The organism is Polynucleobacter campilacus (assembly GCF_002206625.1).
GTDB lineage: Bacteria > Pseudomonadota > Gammaproteobacteria > Burkholderiales > Burkholderiaceae > Polynucleobacter > Polynucleobacter campilacus.
The window spans coordinates 509,859-526,769 of sequence record NZ_NGUP01000001.1 but is presented as its reverse complement, the minus strand read 5'-3'; the positions used below and the strand labels follow the sequence as shown (position 1 = coordinate 526,769).

The 16,911-nt window shown below is 44.2% G+C and carries 19 protein-coding genes; 11 read left to right on the top strand and 8 right to left on the bottom strand.

Annotation, left to right across the window (positions count from 1 at the left end; all coding sequences use genetic code 11):
- The first annotated feature begins 7 nt into the window (after positions 1-7).
- From CBI31_RS02650 to CBI31_RS10420, 4 genes are all read left to right on the top strand, one after another.
- On the top strand, positions 8-1,090 hold the full coding sequence (locus CBI31_RS02650; RefSeq protein ID WP_088524856.1) for a TRAP transporter substrate-binding protein: 1,083 nt from the start codon (positions 8-10) through the stop codon (positions 1,088-1,090).
- A 76-nt stretch (positions 1,091-1,166) separates the two neighbouring features.
- Positions 1,167-2,441, top strand: a complete 1,275-nt coding sequence (locus CBI31_RS02645) for an NRAMP family divalent metal transporter (protein ID WP_088524855.1) — start codon at positions 1,167-1,169, stop codon at positions 2,439-2,441.
- Between the two features lie 30 nt (positions 2,442-2,471).
- Positions 2,472-2,891 carry a TSUP family transporter gene (locus CBI31_RS10625; RefSeq protein ID WP_420812055.1) on the top strand — a complete coding sequence of 140 codons (420 nt, stop codon included), beginning with the start codon at positions 2,472-2,474 and terminating at the stop codon, positions 2,889-2,891.
- A complete protein-coding gene (locus CBI31_RS10420; protein ID WP_240553667.1) occupies positions 2,836-3,258 on the top strand; it encodes a sulfite exporter TauE/SafE family protein in 423 nt (140 codons plus the stop codon). Before CBI31_RS10625 ends, CBI31_RS10420 begins: the two co-directional genes overlap by 56 nt.
- A gap of 4 nt (positions 3,259-3,262) precedes the next feature.
- On the opposite strand, the gene CBI31_RS02635 is transcribed toward CBI31_RS10420, so the two are convergent.
- Positions 3,263-3,934, bottom strand: coding sequence for an alpha/beta hydrolase (locus CBI31_RS02635; RefSeq protein WP_088524854.1), 672 nt, complete (start codon positions 3,932-3,934; stop codon positions 3,263-3,265).
- 178 nt (positions 3,935-4,112) lie between these two features.
- Here CBI31_RS02635 and CBI31_RS02630 point away from each other — a divergent pair, with 178 nt between their 5' ends.
- Positions 4,113-4,490, top strand: a complete 378-nt coding sequence (locus CBI31_RS02630) for a hypothetical protein (RefSeq protein WP_088524853.1) — start codon at positions 4,113-4,115, stop codon at positions 4,488-4,490.
- A gap of 5 nt (positions 4,491-4,495) precedes the next feature.
- On the opposite strand, the gene CBI31_RS02625 is transcribed toward CBI31_RS02630, so the two are convergent.
- Entirely contained in the window at positions 4,496-4,714 is a 219-nt protein-coding gene (locus CBI31_RS02625) for a hypothetical protein (protein ID WP_088524852.1), read from the bottom strand.
- A gap of 179 nt (positions 4,715-4,893) precedes the next feature.
- On the opposite strand from CBI31_RS02625, the gene gabD reads away from it, so the two are divergent.
- Together gabD and CBI31_RS02615 are read left to right on the top strand one after the other, a co-directional pair.
- On the top strand, positions 4,894-6,339 hold the full coding sequence (gabD, locus tag CBI31_RS02620; protein ID WP_088524851.1) for an NADP-dependent succinate-semialdehyde dehydrogenase: 1,446 nt from the start codon (positions 4,894-4,896) through the stop codon (positions 6,337-6,339).
- 41 nt (positions 6,340-6,380) lie between these two features.
- Positions 6,381-7,076 carry a nitroreductase gene (locus CBI31_RS02615; protein ID WP_088524850.1) on the top strand — a complete coding sequence of 232 codons (696 nt, stop codon included), beginning with the start codon at positions 6,381-6,383 and terminating at the stop codon, positions 7,074-7,076.
- Here CBI31_RS02615 and CBI31_RS02610 read toward each other — a convergent pair.
- From CBI31_RS02610 to CBI31_RS02595, 4 genes are read right to left on the bottom strand one after another with little or no spacing between them, the layout of a single operon-like run.
- Entirely contained in the window at positions 7,069-7,689 is a 621-nt protein-coding gene (locus tag CBI31_RS02610) for a cysteine dioxygenase family protein (RefSeq protein WP_088524849.1), read from the bottom strand. The genes CBI31_RS02615 and CBI31_RS02610 overlap by 8 nt on opposite strands.
- Positions 7,686-8,777, bottom strand: a complete 1,092-nt coding sequence (locus CBI31_RS02605; protein ID WP_088524848.1) for an amidohydrolase family protein — start codon at positions 8,775-8,777, stop codon at positions 7,686-7,688. The genes CBI31_RS02610 and CBI31_RS02605 overlap by 4 nt, the downstream gene beginning before the upstream one ends.
- 15 nt (positions 8,778-8,792) lie before the next feature.
- The gene (locus CBI31_RS02600) at positions 8,793-9,551 is read right to left on the bottom strand and encodes a substrate-binding domain-containing protein (protein ID WP_133062478.1); all 759 of its coding nucleotides are present in this window, start codon (positions 9,549-9,551) and stop codon (positions 8,793-8,795) included.
- A gap of 13 nt (positions 9,552-9,564) precedes the next feature.
- Positions 9,565-10,656, bottom strand: a complete 1,092-nt coding sequence (locus CBI31_RS02595; RefSeq protein ID WP_206075427.1) for an NHL repeat-containing protein — start codon at positions 10,654-10,656, stop codon at positions 9,565-9,567.
- Positions 10,657-10,983: 327 nt separating this feature from the next.
- Here CBI31_RS02595 and CBI31_RS02590 point away from each other — a divergent pair, with 327 nt between their 5' ends.
- Positions 10,984-11,865, top strand: a complete 882-nt coding sequence (locus CBI31_RS02590; RefSeq protein ID WP_088524846.1) for a beta-keto acid cleavage family enzyme — start codon at positions 10,984-10,986, stop codon at positions 11,863-11,865.
- 13 nt (positions 11,866-11,878) lie between these two features.
- Here CBI31_RS02590 and CBI31_RS02585 read toward each other — a convergent pair whose 3' ends face one another.
- Positions 11,879-12,859: a Bug family tripartite tricarboxylate transporter substrate binding protein gene (locus CBI31_RS02585; RefSeq protein WP_088524845.1), complete on the bottom strand. Its 981-nt coding sequence runs from the start codon at positions 12,857-12,859 to the stop codon at positions 11,879-11,881.
- A gap of 190 nt (positions 12,860-13,049) precedes the next feature.
- Here CBI31_RS02585 and CBI31_RS02580 point away from each other — a divergent pair, with 190 nt between their 5' ends.
- Positions 13,050-14,198 carry an iron-containing alcohol dehydrogenase gene (locus CBI31_RS02580; RefSeq protein ID WP_088524844.1) on the top strand — a complete coding sequence of 383 codons (1,149 nt, stop codon included), beginning with the start codon at positions 13,050-13,052 and terminating at the stop codon, positions 14,196-14,198.
- Positions 14,195-14,641, top strand: a complete 447-nt coding sequence (locus tag CBI31_RS02575; protein ID WP_088524843.1) for an acyl-CoA thioesterase — start codon at positions 14,195-14,197, stop codon at positions 14,639-14,641. Before CBI31_RS02580 ends, CBI31_RS02575 begins: the two co-directional genes overlap by 4 nt.
- Before the next feature lie 85 nt (positions 14,642-14,726).
- Here CBI31_RS02575 and CBI31_RS02570 read toward each other — a convergent pair whose 3' ends face one another.
- Complete coding sequence (locus CBI31_RS02570) at positions 14,727-15,164, bottom strand: rubrerythrin family protein (RefSeq protein ID WP_088524842.1); 438 nt, start codon at positions 15,162-15,164, stop codon at positions 14,727-14,729.
- A gap of 377 nt (positions 15,165-15,541) precedes the next feature.
- On the opposite strand from CBI31_RS02570, the gene CBI31_RS02565 reads away from it, so the two are divergent.
- On the top strand, positions 15,542-16,879 hold the full coding sequence (locus CBI31_RS02565) for a heterodisulfide reductase-related iron-sulfur binding cluster (protein WP_088524841.1): 1,338 nt from the start codon (positions 15,542-15,544) through the stop codon (positions 16,877-16,879).
- Positions 16,880-16,911: the final 32 nt, after the last annotated feature.

Below are 16,911 nucleotides of genomic sequence, written 5' to 3'. Positions count from 1 at the left end.
GAAAGAAATGCAAAGACGTTCATTTTTAAAGAAAGCGACTATTGGTGCTGGAGTCGCCGCCATTGGCGCACCGGCTATTGCGCAAAGCTTGCCAACCCTCAATTGGCGTTTGGTATCTAGCTTTCCTAAATCCTTGGATACTTTGTATGGCGCACCTGAGATTTTTGCCAATTCATTACGCAAGGCTACCGACGGAAAATTTAATGTCAAAATATTTGCAGCTGGTGAAGTTGTTCCTGCATTACAAGTATTAGATGCAGTTCAGAATGGCACGGTTGAATGCGGTCATACGGCTAGCTATTACTACCTTGGTAAGAACAGCGCATTTATATTTGATACTGCGGCGCCGTTTGGTATGACTGCTCGCCAGCAATCAGCATGGATGCTACATGGCAATGGTATGAAGCTAATGCGTGAGCTCTATGCTAGTTATAACATTGTGAATTTCCTGGGTGGGCAAACAGGTACTCAGATGGGTGGTTGGTTTCGTAAAGAAATCAAATCTCCTGAAGATCTCAAAGGCTTAAAGTTCCGTATCGCTGGATTTGCAGGTCAGGTTCTCTCAAAGTTGGGAGTAGTTCCACAGCAATTACCTGCGGGCGAAATTTATTCAGCTCTTGAAAAAGGCACGATTGATGCCGCTGAATTTGTCGGCCCTTACGATGATGAAAAATTAGGCTTAGCAAAAGTTGCCAAGAACTATTACTACCCCGCGTTTTGGGAGGGTGCTGCAGGCTTATCTTTCTTGGTTAATAAAAAGCAGTGGGATTCTTTGCCGCCTGCATATCAAGCTGCTTGGGAGGCTGCCTGCTTTGAGACGCATGTGGACATGTGCGCTAAGTACGACGCTTTAAACCCACCAGCATTACAGCGCTTACTAGAGAGTGGTGCAGTCTTACGCAAGTTCAACACCTCGGTGATGGATGCCTGCTTTAAGGCCAGTCAAGAAACGTATGCAGAAGAGTCTGCCAAGAATCCTCAGTTCAAGAAGATTTTTGATGACTATCGTGTATTCAGAAACATGGAAGCGCAATGGTTCAATGTGGCAGAGCAAGCTTTTGCGCAATATAGCTTTAATAAAAAGCTTTAAGCGCTGATTACTTGTAAGCATAGGGCTCCTAGGAGCCCTTTTTCTTTACCTCATCCAATAGGTACTACACTGAGTAATGAATCTTTCTGTCATTTGGCAACGTATTAAGCATCACCCTTTGTCTAGGGTCGGTCCTGGCTTAGTCACTGGGGTTGCTGATGATGATCCCAGCGGAATTGTTACCTACTCTCAGGCAGGTGCACAATTTGGTCTAAACATGTTGTGGACAATGCCTTTGGCATACCCTTTAATGGCCAGCATTCAAGTCTTATGTGCTCGGATTGGGAGGGTTACAGGCCGAGGTCTTGCAGCCAATATGAAGGATGCTTTTTCTCCTCCCGTATTGTTTTTATTGGTGCTGATGCTCTTAATTGCTAATGTGCTCAATATCGCCGCTGATATTGCGGCAATGGGTGAAGTAGCGCAATTAGTCACTGGAGTTAACTGGCACATCATGACTGGCGTGTTTGTTTTCTTAACCCTACTTTTACAAATATTGATTCCCTATCGCCATTACGTTTTCTTTCTGAAATGGCTCTCTTTATCCTTGCTGGCTTATGGCGCAGTTTTATTTACAGTGCATATTCCTTGGAGCGAAGTCGTCTGGAGTACTTTCTTTCCCTCTTTTACTTGGAACACAGATTCAGCCGCAGTGATCGTAGGCATCTTTGGAACCACCATCAGCCCCTATTTATTCTTTTGGCAATCCTCTCAAGAAGTAGAGGATATGAACTTAAGGCATCAAAGTAATCTGCTCAATCAAAGTAGTGAGTCAGAGGCAAAAACAGAGTTACGCAGAATTCAGTGGGATACATGGAGCGGGATGCTCTATTCGAATGTCGCTGCTTACTGCATTATTTTGGCAACAGCGGTGACTTTGCATGCTACTGGAGTGCGCGATATTAATACAGCAGCAGAGGCAGCGTCGGCCCTTAGGCCATTAGCCGGTGAATTTGCATTTCTTTTATTTGCTTTGGGTATTTTGGGGGTGGGGTTGATGGGGGTGCCAGTTCTTGCTGCCTCAGCAGCCTATGCATTGTCAGAAGTCTTTGGTTGGCGCTCAAGTCTTGAGGATTCGGCATCTCAAGCTGGTAAGTTTTATTCGATTATTGCCTTGAGTGTGTTACTAGCCTTAGCCATTCAGTACTCACCCATTAGCCCAATGAAGGCCTTATTTTGGAGTGCTGTGATTAATGGCATTGTTGCTGTTCCATTGATGGTGGCGATCATGGTTTTGTCTTCTAAGAGCTCGGTGATGGGCTCGCATACCGCAAGTTGGACTATGAAAATGCTTGGCTGGGGTGCAACCGGTTTTATGGGTCTGGCAGCAATGTATTTATTTATTGCTTAGACAGCCAGCATCTCTTGTTAGTATTGCGTCATGCTAGATGCTCTGATGAACCCAGTTATTGAATCTTTTCACGCCCATTCGCTAGCGTTTTTCATCTGTGCGATTGCTAGTGTGGTTTTGGTGGGGATTTCAAAAAGTGGCTTTGGTGCCGGCTTAGGCGTACTATCGCTGCCACTTATGGCTAGTCAGGTAGGCTTGAATGAAGCTTTAGCGATATTGTTGCCACTATTGATTGCGATTGATTTGGTGGGGATACGGCGATTCTTGAAGAATGCCAATTGGCGAATTCTAAAACTCATTCTGCCAGCTGGATTCCTTGGTTTGCTCTTAGGTATGATTTTTTTTTACCATCATCACACCCAAAGCTTTAACGCTGTTTGTAGGTATCTTTATTATGCTGTTTTTAATTCAGATGCTGGTGACTTCTCATTTCGATTTGAGAGAGGCTAAGCCTTACCCTTGGTTGGGCCGTCTCATGGGACTGATGTCTGGATTCACTGGTTTCTTGGCCCACAATGGCGGTCCACCGATCACCATCTTTATGTTGAGAGAGAAGTTATTACCAATGGCGTACGCCTCTACCTTGGGAATATTCTTCACTTTTATTAATTTTGGCAAGCTGGGACCCTATGCCTATTTGGATTTACTCAATTTCAAAGAACTGGCTACCTCGATGATTCTTCTGCCTTGCGTACCGGTTGGCGTTTATCTCGGATTTTATCTAGCCGAAAAAATATCAACGAAATGGTATTACCGTATTGTCCAGTTTTTCCTGCTAGCAGCCAGTATTAAGTTGATCACCGATGGCCTGATATAAGTATTTATTGAGAGCTTAGAACCCGTTGCAAGAAGTGTGAGATATCAAGAAGCTCTTCACGGTTAACGGAGTGTTCCATTGGATACTCATTCCATTCTACTGAATACCCCATATTTTCAAGCAAAGCATGTGAGGCTTGCGCGCGGTCTAGCGCAACCACTGGATCATATTCTCCATGAGCCATGAAGATAGGCGTGTTTTGGTTTGCTAAGTGTTTTTCAATCGGCAAGCTTGCTGCTAGTGGTAAATATCCTGAGAGTGCAATGATGCCAGCAAGTTTATGTGGAAAGCGTAAGCCAGTTTGTAAGACCATAGCACAGCCTTGTGAGAAGCCAGCCAAAACAATATTGTCATAAGCAATGCCACGGTTTGCCTCACGCTCGATTAATTGAACAATAGATACAGCTGATTTTTGAATACCAGCAGCATCTTCTTGATCCATCAAGCTGCGCCCAATGATGTCATACCAAGCAGGCATGACATAACCACCATTTAAAGTGACTGGCATGCTTGGTGCACTCGGAAAGACAAAGCGAATACCACGGCAACCAGCAAGATTGAGCTCAGGAATGATGGGAACGAAATCATTGCCGTCAGCCCCAAGACCATGCAGCCAAATGACGGCAGCCGTTGGATTTGGGGTAGTTTCCAGTTCAATACAAGGTAGTAATTCCATGGGGGCTCCAGTTAGCATGGGAGTTTCTGATCATTCATTTTAATGGGGTTCCTCAAAACAGCCCTTGGGTAGTCAATTCGGGCTATTGAGGTGTAAGATGATTTCATCAGTTGTAAGCGCCCTGGAGGCTACAGATGAAATCCTTCTATATTGATTACAAGCCGACAAGGTCGATTCAATGAAACACTATCCGATTGCCCTTGAGTTAACGGTTTGGTTTGATCTTGGCTTAAATCAATATGAGGTCGTGATTGATAGCGGCTCTAAGATTTCCATTAAGAGAACAGACGATGTCTTACACAGCAGGGAGCTCACCGAGACTGAGGTGGCGATGCTGGTTAATGCAATTGAGGCAATTAAAGTGCCCATCACTGAGGATCTGCAATCCAAGTCTATTAACAAAGCTACCTCAAGCTATGAGCTGATTATTGAGTCAGCCCATTTCTCATTAGAATTTAATTGGGAAAATCTGGATGTAGAGGCCAGTAGTTCAAGCGTTTTTGAGTCTGTGGTTAAGCTTGCCAGCTTGATTCAGAGTTTAGATTTAGATCACTAACCCGTTTAGCTTTCTACAACTACAAATTCGCCGAGAGAGACTTTTTCCCTGAATTGAGAAAAAGAAAATCGTGCCTTGATCTTCTTCGTATTCATTAGCTCAATCTTTCCCTCAGGGGTGAGGTTGGCAAGATACTCCCCTTCCGGAAAGAGGGCTTCAGGAACGCTTGTCATCTCTTGAATTTGAGTATGGAGTACGAGGTTTTTGGTAATTTTGATACGCATGCCCCATATTAAGTTACAAAAATTAGTGGTAATTACGGTGCTGCACAATTTCGGCGATCAGATGCACCATTTCTGGGTTTTAATATCAATGCTAGAAGAGGTGATTAGAAGGGGTTAAGATTACATATTCCCTCGAAATTACGAGTCCAGCAATCCAATTGACAGTTGAGTACAAAGATATGAGTAATTTAGCTCTGCAGTTTGAAAAAGCCTACATTAATGGCCAATGGGTTGAGGCTGATAATCAGTCCACCATTTCTGTGAACAATCCCGCTACTGGTGCATTAATTGGTACGGTCCCCAATATGGGAGTAGCTGAAACCCGCAGAGCAATTGAAGCCGCGCAAAAGGCTTTACCTGCTTGGCGGGCTAAAACTGCGAAAGAGCGTGCCAAAATCTTGCGCAATTGGTTTGAGCTCATTATGAAGAACCAAGAGGCACTCGCTCAATTGATGACGGCCGAGCAAGGAAAGCCCTTGGCGGAGAGTAGGGGCGAGATTGCTTATGGTGCCTCTTTTATTGAATGGTTTGGTGAGGAAGCAAAGCGCTTGTACGGCGAAACGATTCCTGGCCATGCTGCTGATAAAAGATTGATTGTGATTAAGCAGGCGATTGGTGTTTGTGCTGCGATTACTCCTTGGAACTTTCCATCGGCGATGATTACTCGCAAAGCGGGGCCAGCTTTAGCAGCTGGCTGCACAATTGTTTTAAAGCCTGCAAGTCAGACGCCGTTTAGTGCCTTAGCGTTATGCCAGCTAGCAGAAGAGGCGGGTATTCCGCCGGGTGTCTTTTCTTGTGTAACAGGTTCCGCAACAGCCATTGGCGGTGAGCTTTCATCAAATCCCATTGTCAAAAAACTCAGCTTTACTGGCTCAACTGAAATCGGCAAGCTGTTATTAGCGCAATGCGCAACAACGGTGAAGAAGGTTTCTATGGAGTTGGGTGGTAATGCACCATTCATTGTCTTTGATGATGCTGATATTGACGCTGCTGTGAAAGGCGCAATTATTTCTAAATACAGAAATGCTGGTCAAACTTGTGTCTGTGCCAATCGCATCATGGTGCAAGACTCTATCTATGACGCATTTGTTGAAAAATTTACTAAAGCAGTGGGCGGTTTGAAGGTTGGCAGTGGTGCTGATGCTGACACTGTGATCGGCCCATTGATTGATGACAAAGCCCTTGCCAAGGTGGAAGAGCAGGTCAGTGACGCAGTGAAAAAAGGTGGCAAAGTACTCATTGGCGGCAAGCGCCATGCCTTAGGCGGTTCTTTCTATGAGCCTACGGTAGTTTCTGGTGCTACTAAAGATATGCTGGCTTTCAGAGAAGAAACCTTTGGTCCATTTGCGCCGATATTTAAGTTCTCCACTGAGGCTGAGGCAATTGTAATGGCTAACGACACTCCGTTCGGTTTAGCTTCTTATTTCTATAGTCAAAATATCGGTCGTATCTGGCGCGTAGCAGAAGCTCTGGAGTACGGCATGGTTGGTATTAATGAGGGCATTATTTCGAATGAGACTGCTCCTTTTGGAGGCGTGAAGGAAAGCGGTCTAGGTCGCGAAGGATCGCAGCACGGCATTGAAGATTATCTGGAGATGAAATACCTTTGCATGGGCGGCATTTAGGTAACGGAATAAAAAAACCAAATGAATAGAAGAGTTTAAAAATGCAGTCTTTAACTGTAGAAGAAGCAATCACCTCACGAAAGTCCGTGCGAGCATTTACCAAAGAGATGGTTCCAAAAGACACCATTGCAAAGCTCTTAAATATTGCCTCTAGGGCACCATCTGGCACGAATACCCAACCCTGGAAAGTCTACGTATTAGAGGGTAAAGTGCTTGAAGATCTTTGTACTAAAGTTTGCGACGCTTATGACAGCATTGCTGCTAATCCTGAATTAGCTAAAGAATATCAGGCTGGTTACACCTACTATCCCACCAAATGGTTTAGTCCATACATTGACCGACGTCGCGAAAATGGCTGGAGCTTGTATGGTCTTCTGGGTATCACCAAGGGTGATAAAGACAGAATGCATGTGCAGCATCGCAAGAACTTTCAGGCTTTTGGAGCGCCCGTATGCCTATTCTTTACCATTGATAAGGAATTGGGTAAAGGCTCTATGCTCGACTACGGCATGTTCTTACAAAACTTGATGGTGGCAGCAAGAGGTGAGGGCTTAGATACCTGTCCGCAGGCAGCCTGGAATGATTACTCCAAAATTATTCTGCCTATGATCGGAGCGCAAGATAATGAGATGTTGGTCTGTGGCATGGCGCTAGGCTATGTCGATAAGGCGGATATTGTGAACACCTTTCATACGCCTAGAGTCAGCTCAGAAGAATTTACTACTTGGCTTAGTTAAGACTCGCCCTTATCTCAGCAGAGCGATCCCAAAGATTGGGAACTTGCTGAGAAGAGTAGCCAGAAACAAATTTCTTTGGCTTGCCAGTAATGGGATCATAGGTATGCCGTTTGACTGCGCCAATATTGGCGCCATACACATGAATACTGATTGATGTTTTATCAGGGATAGCATTGCTCACCACATGAATATCACCGACAGCAGGGCCAACCACCTCAATATCGCCCTGGCGAAGAACTGTTTGGGGGCCATCCATCTCTAACTCGCCTGATGGCAGTCTCTTATAGTGCTGACCTTGTTCCATTCCTCTGAGCATGCCAATTAAGCCCCAGATGCAGTGATCATGGATTGGCGTTTTTTGACCGGGGCCCCATACAAAGCTCACTACTGAAAATCTACCCAAGGGATCTGCGTGAAGTAAAAACTGCTGATAAAACTCAGGGTGTGGAATAGTACAAAATTCTGGAAGCCATGAATCTGATTGAATCAGTGTTTTGAGTAATTCAGAGCCCTTGGTAATGAGTTCTTGCTCTACTGACTCATGAGAGACCAAGTTCGTCATTCCAATGACAAATTCACGCAGGGGTGCGATGCTATCTAGTTGATTATTCATATATTGAGCAGTCTGGAAGCATTGCCTCCAAGAATACCTATGCGATCAGCATTACTTAAGCCTTTGGTGGCCATAACACGCTCTACAGGAAATTCCTCCCAAGGTATGGGGTGATCTGTTCCTATAACAACTTGACTTGCGCCAACCTGTGAGACTAAATAAGCTAGCGCCTCTGGAGTGAAAACCAGTGAGTCAAAATATAGTTGCTTAAGGTATTCAGATGGCTTCTTCTGAAGAACTATCTTAGGGTCACAATTTTGTGGCGAGACAAAGCAGCTGTGATCCATACGAGGAGCATAAGATCCTAGAAAGCCTCCGCCATGAGCAGCCAATACTTTTAATCGGGGATATTTATCGAGTACACCCTCGTAAATAAGATGTTGTAGTGCGATGGTGGTATCAAGGGGGTTGCCAATGACGTTAGACATCCAACCATTGCCTTTAAAGCGCTGAGCAAGTTGCGGCGTACTTTGAGGGTGAATAAATAGGGGCACATTAAGCTCTTGAGCCTTTGCCAATATCGGATGAAATTTGGGGTCTGAGAAATCCTGTCCTAGAACGCTCCCACCGATGGCAGCGCCCCGCAGCCCCTGATTTTTTACCGCATATACTAATTGCTCAACAGCTAAATCTGGATGCTGCATTGTTAGCGAAGCAAAGGCGGCAAACTTATCCGGCCTCATTGCGCATAGCTCAGCCAAATGAAAATTGTTGAGACGACATATTTCAGCAGCGGTATCTTTATCTTGGCGATACCAGTACGGATTAATACTCAGCACTTGCATATCAATGCCCTGGGCTTCCATGGCCTTAATGCGCTCATTGATTTTGATGAAATGCTCCGGAACTCCCTTGGTTGGGGGAGGAACCGATTTAGCCTCATCTCCCATTAAATCAATAGCGTCTTGGAAAAGGCAGTGGGCATGTACATCAATTGTCTTAATGCGCTTCCCGTTAATAAATAACGGAGTGATTCTTTTTGGCATCCCATCTTTTAGGTCGGCCGAGTGGGCTAATCCACAACCGCAGAAAAATAATCCACCCAGCGCTTTGCCAGTTTCTTTTAAAAATGAGCGGCGATTATGCATAGATAGCTCTAGCCTTTATTTTGATTGTATGACATTCATGCCACTATTTTTGATGGGCCCTACTGCAATGGGCGAGCTTAAATATTCAATTAACTTTTTAGCCCCTTCTAAGTTCGATGCATTTGTAGTGATTGCGGCAGCAAAAGTTTGAATGAGTTGAAGGCTATCAGGTATTGGGCCCACATAATCAATACCCGCTACATTGATGAGTTCGCTGCTGGGTTGGAGGGCAATATTCGCTTCGCGATTAGCCAGCAATGTTGTAGCTTGTGCACCTCGCTCAGTTATTTGCACTGAAATTTGATCACTGATACCAAGCTTGGGAAAAATTTCTTTAGTTAAGTAAATGCCACTAGTACTGCCTGGAACAACTATTTTTTTTGCCTTGACAAGGGCATCCACAAAAGCTTTGGTAGACAAGATATCGGGTTTTGCATTTCCTGCTGGGACGGCTAAACCTATAGGGACCTGTGCTAAATCAACATCTGAATTTGGAAGAATTTTATTCATTGCAATGAGCTCAGTAAGTCCTTCACGTGAAAGAATTACTACGTCTGCTGTTGTACCAGTGAGTAGTTGGGCTTTGATGGTCTTAGGACCAGAGCCTTGAGATGCCCCAGATTTTGTAATCACCTTAATGCCAGTCGTCCTTTCAAAGGAAGGTAGCATTTGTGTGTAGGGCCCCTGAAAACCACCCGAGATCATGACTTCGAGTTGGGCTATTGCAGGAGTACTCAGCGTTAAAAAGAGCGCGTAGGCAAAAAGATATTTCAAGAGATGAACCAATTTATTTTGATTTCATAAATTTTTGAGCCCGCTTTCCGGTGTCAACTTCTGTAGTGTATACACTGCCTTCAGAATCAACTGCGATATTGTGAACCCAGTGAAAGTCTCCTGCATTTCTACCGCTTCTACCAAAAGATCCTACTTTTTGGCCGGTGTCACGTACTAGCACGGTGACCTCATTATTGGTGCCATCCGCAATCAAAATATACTTTTCACTTGCATCCGAAGGGATGAGATCCCAAACCGATCCCGAACCACGAGTTTCAGTTTCAAAAGCCATTTCACGTATAAATTTTCCATTTTTTTCAAACACTTGAATACGGTTATTTGCTCTATCGCAAACAAATAAGGTGTTGTCCTTCATGAGACGAACACAATGAACTGGATTAGCAAATTGCATTGACGTCGGATTAAAATTCGGCATCTTTTCATCGCTAGGAGCATTTCCGTATGCACCCCAATGACGTTTATAGACTCCGGTGTTGGAATCAAAAACAATGACACGTTTATTTAAGTAGCCATCGGCAATATAAACTTCGTTTGCAATAGGGTCGACATTCATGTGAGCAGGACGGCCAAGCTGAGTTGTATCGTTGCTACCAAGACTTGCGCCAGGAGAGCCAATTTGCAGAAGAAATTTTCCTTGTTTAGTAAATTTTAGAATCATATGGTCAGTTTGATCGTTCCCACCAACCCAAACATTACCGTTAGGGTCGATATAAATTCCATGTTCATTTTTAGGCCAGTTATAACCATTGCCAGCACCGCCCCATGCTTGTAATAAATTCCCGTTTTTATCAAACTCAAGAACAGGTGGAGCAGGGATGCAGCATTTTGATCTTTTGGGATTTAGCGTGGCACCTTTTTCATCGTCTGTAATAGTGAGTGGTCGATGAATGATCCAAATATGATCATTTTTATCGGTGGCTACTCCTGCCACTTGACCTAATATCCAATTATTGGGTAATGCTTTTGGCCAAGAAGCATCAACTTTATATTGTGGCGCCTTGGTGGTCGATTGGCTCTGTGAAAATGCGCTACAACTGAGCGTTAACAATACGATGAAAAATCCATGTTGAATTATTTTTATCACAATAAACTCCCTAGCGGCTTGCTGGTTTTGAAAGATAATTTAGCGACTGTGCTTCACTCTTTAATGGAGTGACCTTGTCTGGATCAAATTGGATCATGAGATAGTTAATGTGATCTGGAATTTCAGCAAACCAATTACTCGTTTCTATAGAGCTTACTCTTAAATATTTGCTCAGAAATAGAATTTTCGGGTTATCCCTTAGGATGGTTTACTGGGCAGCATATTCGATCTTTTCTTGGAATGACGAGCTAATGTCTGGCCTCAGAAGAATCGGGCGTTATCACTGTAAGATAGAGTCCGCTATCGTTTATTTTCTTTTGGTCAATCATGAATAAAACAATCTTAACTTGTGCAGTAACAGGTAATCTCACCAAACCTGAGATGACGCCTTATTTGCCAATTACACCTGCTCAAATTGCAGAATCCTGCTTAGGTGCGGCTGATGCCGGGGCCGCCGTAGTGCATATTCATGTGCGCGATCCTGATACGGGTAAGCCATCAATGGATATAGGTCATTACGCTGAGGTGATGCGTTTAATCAAGGCGAAAAACAAAGAGCTGATCATTAACTTAACTACCGGGCCTGGCGGTAGATATATTCCGAGTGAAGATGATCCTAAGGTATTTGCACCAGGGACTACTTTGTGCCATCCGCTGAAAAGGGTGGAGCACGTTGCCCAGTTAAAACCAGATATTTGCTCCTTAGATTTAAATACCATGAACTCAGGCGCCGATGTTGTGATGAATACGCCTTCTAACGTTCGTAAGATGGCTAAGGTGATTCGTGATTCAGGAGTCATGCCTGAATTAGAGATCTTTGATACTGGCGATCTTAATCTAGCAAAAGATCTATTGCAGGACGGTACGATTGATGGCCCAGGACTTTTCACTTTCGTGATGGGCGTGAAGTATGGCCTAAATACCGATCCAGCTACTTTGTTATATATGCGTGATCAACTACCTCAGGGCGCCAATTGGGCTGCCTTTGGTATTAGTCGGGCAGAGTATCCAATCGTTGCTCAAGCTTGGTTATATGGCGGCCATGTGCGCGTTGGCATGGAAGACAATATTTATCTCAGCAAAGGCGTACTTTGCAAAACCAATGCTGAGTTAGTCCTCAAAGCTAAAGCGCTCATCGAAAGCATGGGCGGCGAGTTAGCTTCTTCTAGTGAAGCACGTGCGATGCTGGGCTTAAGACCTGCGCAGTAAATGACTCTGTGATTTACTCGCGTGGGATCTTTGCCTGAACGGCAACGTCTTCCCATTTTTTCTTTTCAGCAGCCACAAATAGATCAGTGTTCGCGGGGGTATCACCAATTCCCCAGCCACCCAAATCTTTCCATTTGGCTTTGGTTTCAGGCGAATTTAAAACCTTTTTCAACGCAGCATAAATTTTATCTACTGCAGGCTGAGGCGTTTTAGCCGGAACGAATAATCCAAACCAAGCAATCACTTCAAAGTTTGGATAGCCTGCTTCTTGCATGGTGGGTACATCTGGTAAATCAGGGTTACGGGTTTTACTAGTGACTGCTAAGGCGCGTAGTTTGCCGCTGCGAATATGTTCTATAGAGCTCGGCAAATTATCAACCATCATCGTCACTTGCCCAGCTAGCAAGTCAATGAGAGCAGGGCCTGCACCTTTGTAAGGTACGTGGACAATATCAATACCAGACATATTTTTAAATAATTCACCTGACATGTGAATGGACTGTCCTCTGCCAGAAGATGCGAATGAATACTTACCTGGGTTTGCTTTAGCCAATGCTACGAAGTCAGCCACGGTCTTGACTGGTAGGGCAGAGTTCACCACCATGACATTAGGGGTTGCTAAAACAACGCTGATAGCCCTCATGTCTTCTGATTTGTACGGCAGGCTTTTATATAGAGCGTAGTTAATAGCATTTGTACCAATGTTGCCCATCGCCATGGTGTAGCCATCTGCTGGACTAGCGATTAATGCTTGCAGAGCAATAATTCCTGCTGCCCCCGCTTTATTTTCAACTAACACTGATTGCCCTAATTCTCTTCCGAGCTGATCTGCAAGTGCTCTAGATGCAATATCAGTCGTTCCTCCAGGAGCGGCGGTGACAATAATTTTGAGGGGCTTAGATGGAAAGACATCAGCCGCATGACTTAATGATGTCAAGGCAGTCAGGCTTAATAGGATGCCCGCAAATCTTTTGAAATGAGTTTGATAGTTCACTTTAGTCCCCTTAATAATTCACAGTAATTTATCAGACCATTATAGGGGTGGCAATATTGGCAACTATTCGGATACAGGGGAAATGAATTAGTACAAGCCCTAGGTTTTCAGGATAAATTGGCCTAAAACTCTTGATTGCGTGGGTTATGATTTCTGTATTAGTTGGGCAGGATTTTTATAAGGTACAGAAATGCAATTTGACTTCCACTCAACACAGTCCATCATCGTAGAACGGGGTGGGTCTGCTCATTTAGCCAAGCGGATTATTGAGCGTGGTGGTAAATCAGTACTCATTGTTACTGATCCTGGCGTCTTATCAGCGGGATTGTTAAATAAGGCGCTGCCTCAATTCAAAGAATTGGCACTTTCTCTAAAAGTATTTTCAGATGTTCAGGCTGATCCACCGGTTTCTGTGATTGATAGCGCTGTAAAGCTTGCTCAAGAATGTAAAGCAGATTTCATTGTTGGATTTGGCGGTGGCAGTTCAATGGATGTTGCTAAATTGGTGGCACTCTTGGTGCCAGGAAAAGAAAAGTTATCCGATGTATATGGCATCGGCATGGCTAAAGGTCCGCGACTACCTCTGATCTTAGTTCCTACCACTGCAGGAACGGGCTCTGAAGTCACCACTATCTCTATTGTCACAGTGAGCGAGAGTGAGAAAAAAGGCGTTGTCTCCCCTAAACTCATGCCTGATGTGGCACTGTTAGATGCTGAACTGACTTTAGGCTTACCCCCACACATCACAGCAGCAACTGGTATTGATGCCATGGTGCATGCCATTGAGGCATTTACAACAAAGCGTTTAAAAAATCTGGTTTCTGATTGTTTGGCCAAAGAAGCGCTTAGATTATTGGCTGGCAATCTTCATGCGGCAGTTAATGCGGGTGATGACATCGTCGTTCGTGAAAATATGCTCTTAGGTGCTTGTCTTGCGGGCATGGCATTTACGAATGCGCCAGTAGCTGGTGTGCATGCTTTGGCCTACCCCATTGGTGCCAGATTTCATGTGTCTCATGGCCTATCCAATGCTTTGATGTTAGGCCCTGTGATGCGCTTTAATATCGCGCAGGCGCATGTTATGTACGCTCAGCTTGGACAAATCATCAAGCCAGGCTTACAAGGATCCACCACAGAGCAAGCATCTCAACTAGCAGATTATTTAGGTGGGCTCGCCGGTAGTTTGGGGCTTCCCAAGCGATTATCAGAAGTGGGGATTACCTCGAATGATATTGACCAATTGGCAAGTGATGCCATGCTCCAGACTCGCTTGCTGCAAAATAGTCCCCGTGAGATCACCTTAACTGATGCTAATGCTCTTTACAGAGAGGCCTTATGAGTCATCAAAAATCCCCACCGCCAACTCGCGCAGATTTTGTAGCGTTTGAAGAAGTTCATTCGAGATGGAATGACAACGATGTGTATGGCCATATTAATAATGCGGTGTACTACTCATTCTTCGATACAGCAGTCAATCGTTATTTGATTGAGCATAATGTTTTAGATCTTCAAAATAGCAAAGAAATAGGCTTGGTTGTTGAAACCCAATGCCAATACTTTGCCCCAATTGTTTATCCTGATTTAATTCATGTGGGATTGAAAGTAACTCACTTAGGTAATAGCAGCGCTAGATATGAGGTTGCTATCTTTAAAAATCATGAGGATGTTGCTTGTGCAATAGGTTACTTTGTGCATGTGTATGTGGATCGCTTGAGCAACCAATCCACACCGATTCCGCAGAAGGTGCGTGAAGTATTGCAGGGGCTTTTAAAAGATAGCTGAGTTGTTCAGTTACTTCACTCAGTGACCTCAATAAATAAAAAAGACTGCCTAGGCAGTCTTTTTTATTTGGTACAACAAACAATGATTAAACGTTTGCTAAATGCGCTTCTAAAGTCTTGGTGAACTTATTAGCGTGGCTACGTTCAGCCTTTGCTAATGTTTCAAACCAATCAGCGATTTCGTCAAAGCCTTCATCGCGTGCTGTCTTAGCCATGCCTGGGTACATGTCTGTGTACTCATGAGTTTCGCCGGCGATAGCTGCTTGCAATGCTTCGGCAACTGTCTTAGCTGGCATACCAGTACCTGGCTCGCCTGCACCGCCTTCGATCAAATACTCCATGTGACCGTGAGCGTGGCCTGTTTCGCCTTCCGCTGTTGAACGAAATACTGCTGCTACATCGTTTGCACCAGCAATGTCAGCCTGGTTCGCGAAATAGAGATAGCGACGGTTTGCCTGTGATTCACCAGCAAATGCTTCTTTCAAAGACTGTTCTGTCTTTGTACCTTTTACGGTTTTAGCCATTTATGACTCCTAAGAATGGGTTGTTGAAATAGGGGTGAAAACATCACCACGGACTCATTATGGACAAAATTGCCGGCCTGAATAATCGTATTTTTGTATTGTCTTGATAGTTAAAAACAACTGATATAGATATTTCAATTAATAAAATAAAACACCTTAACTACATGAAACAGGCGCTTTTGGAGGGTATATACTCAAATGAAGCCTCCATTTGAGGTTTTCTTGGGGTTTAGACCGAATTAAACCCCAGATTTCCGTGTATTTAGTTATTTCCTATTGAAATTGTTAATTAATACAATTTTACTATCGAATCTTTGGGTCATACACTAGCGCCATTGAGTTGCATAGCCCATGCAAAAAAACATTAGAGAACGAATATGACAACACGTGAAGGCAGTCTAGAGGCTCCAACAAGACACCCCTTGGATTGGAAAAATCCCCAGTTTTATGACAAGGCCAATTTAGAGGCCGAAATGGAGCGGGTCTTTGACCTGTGCCATGGCTGTCGTCGTTGCGTGAGTCTTTGTGGATCATTTCCGACTCTTTTTGACTTAGTTGATGCTACTGAAGATCTGGAGATGGAGCAGGTTGATAAAGCTGACTATCAGAAGGTAGTCGATCAGTGCTACCTCTGCGATGTTTGCTATATGACGAAGTGCCCTTACGTACCACCACATCCTTGGAATATCGATTTCCCGCATTTGATGCTGCGTGCAAAGGCGGTTAATTTTAAAGATGACAAAGCAACATTCCGCGATAAGTTGCTTTCCTCTACAGACAAGCTTGGGCACTTCGCTGGAATTCCGATTGTTACGCAGGCAGTGAATGCAGTTAATAGCACTGGACTTGCGCGCTTGGTGATGGAAGGCGCTTTGGGAGTTGATAAGAATGCTTGGATTCCTGAATATGCTCCTAAGACTTTCCCGCAGTTGGCTAAGAAGTCAGACGCATGGCCTGTGGTTGATGGCACAAAGACGCCAGGCAAGGTAGCTATCTACGCCACTTGTTACATTAATTACAACGAGCCAGGAATTGGTCAAGATCTCATTAAGGTTCTGAATCACAATCAAATTCCATATGAATTGGTGGATAAGGAAGCATGTTGCGGCATGCCAAAGCTAGAGCTCGGCGACTTAGAGTCAGTGGCAGAGAATAAGGAAAAGAATATTCCTAAATTAGCTAAATTAGCGCGTGAGGGATATGCAATTGTGACGCCAATTCCTTCCTGTACCTTGATGTTCAAGCAAGAGCTACCACTGATGTTCCCTGAATGCGCTGATACACAATTAGTTAAAGATGCGATGTGGGATCCATTTGAATACTTTATGGCACGCAACTCTGATGGACTGCTTAAAAAAGATTTCAGTAAAGAGCTTGGTCACGTTAGCTATCACATGGCTTGTCACTCCCGTGTGCAAAACGTCGGACAGAAGACCGCTGAAACTCTAAAGCTCATTCCTGGTACGGAAGTTAATGTGGTCGAACGTTGTTCTGGCCACTCTGGTACTTGGGGTGTCAAAAAAGAATTTCATGAAACAGCGATGAAGATTGGTAAACCTGTTTTCAAAAGAATGGCTGAGGAAGAGCCCAATTACATTAGCTCGGATTGTCAGCTTGCCGGTCATCATATTGAGCAAGGCATGGAAGAGTTGGGATTGCCAAAATCAGAAATGGCGCATCCACTCACTTTGCTTGCTAAGGCATACGGTCTGTAAGTAACACTATCAATAAATAAAGGAATTATTAA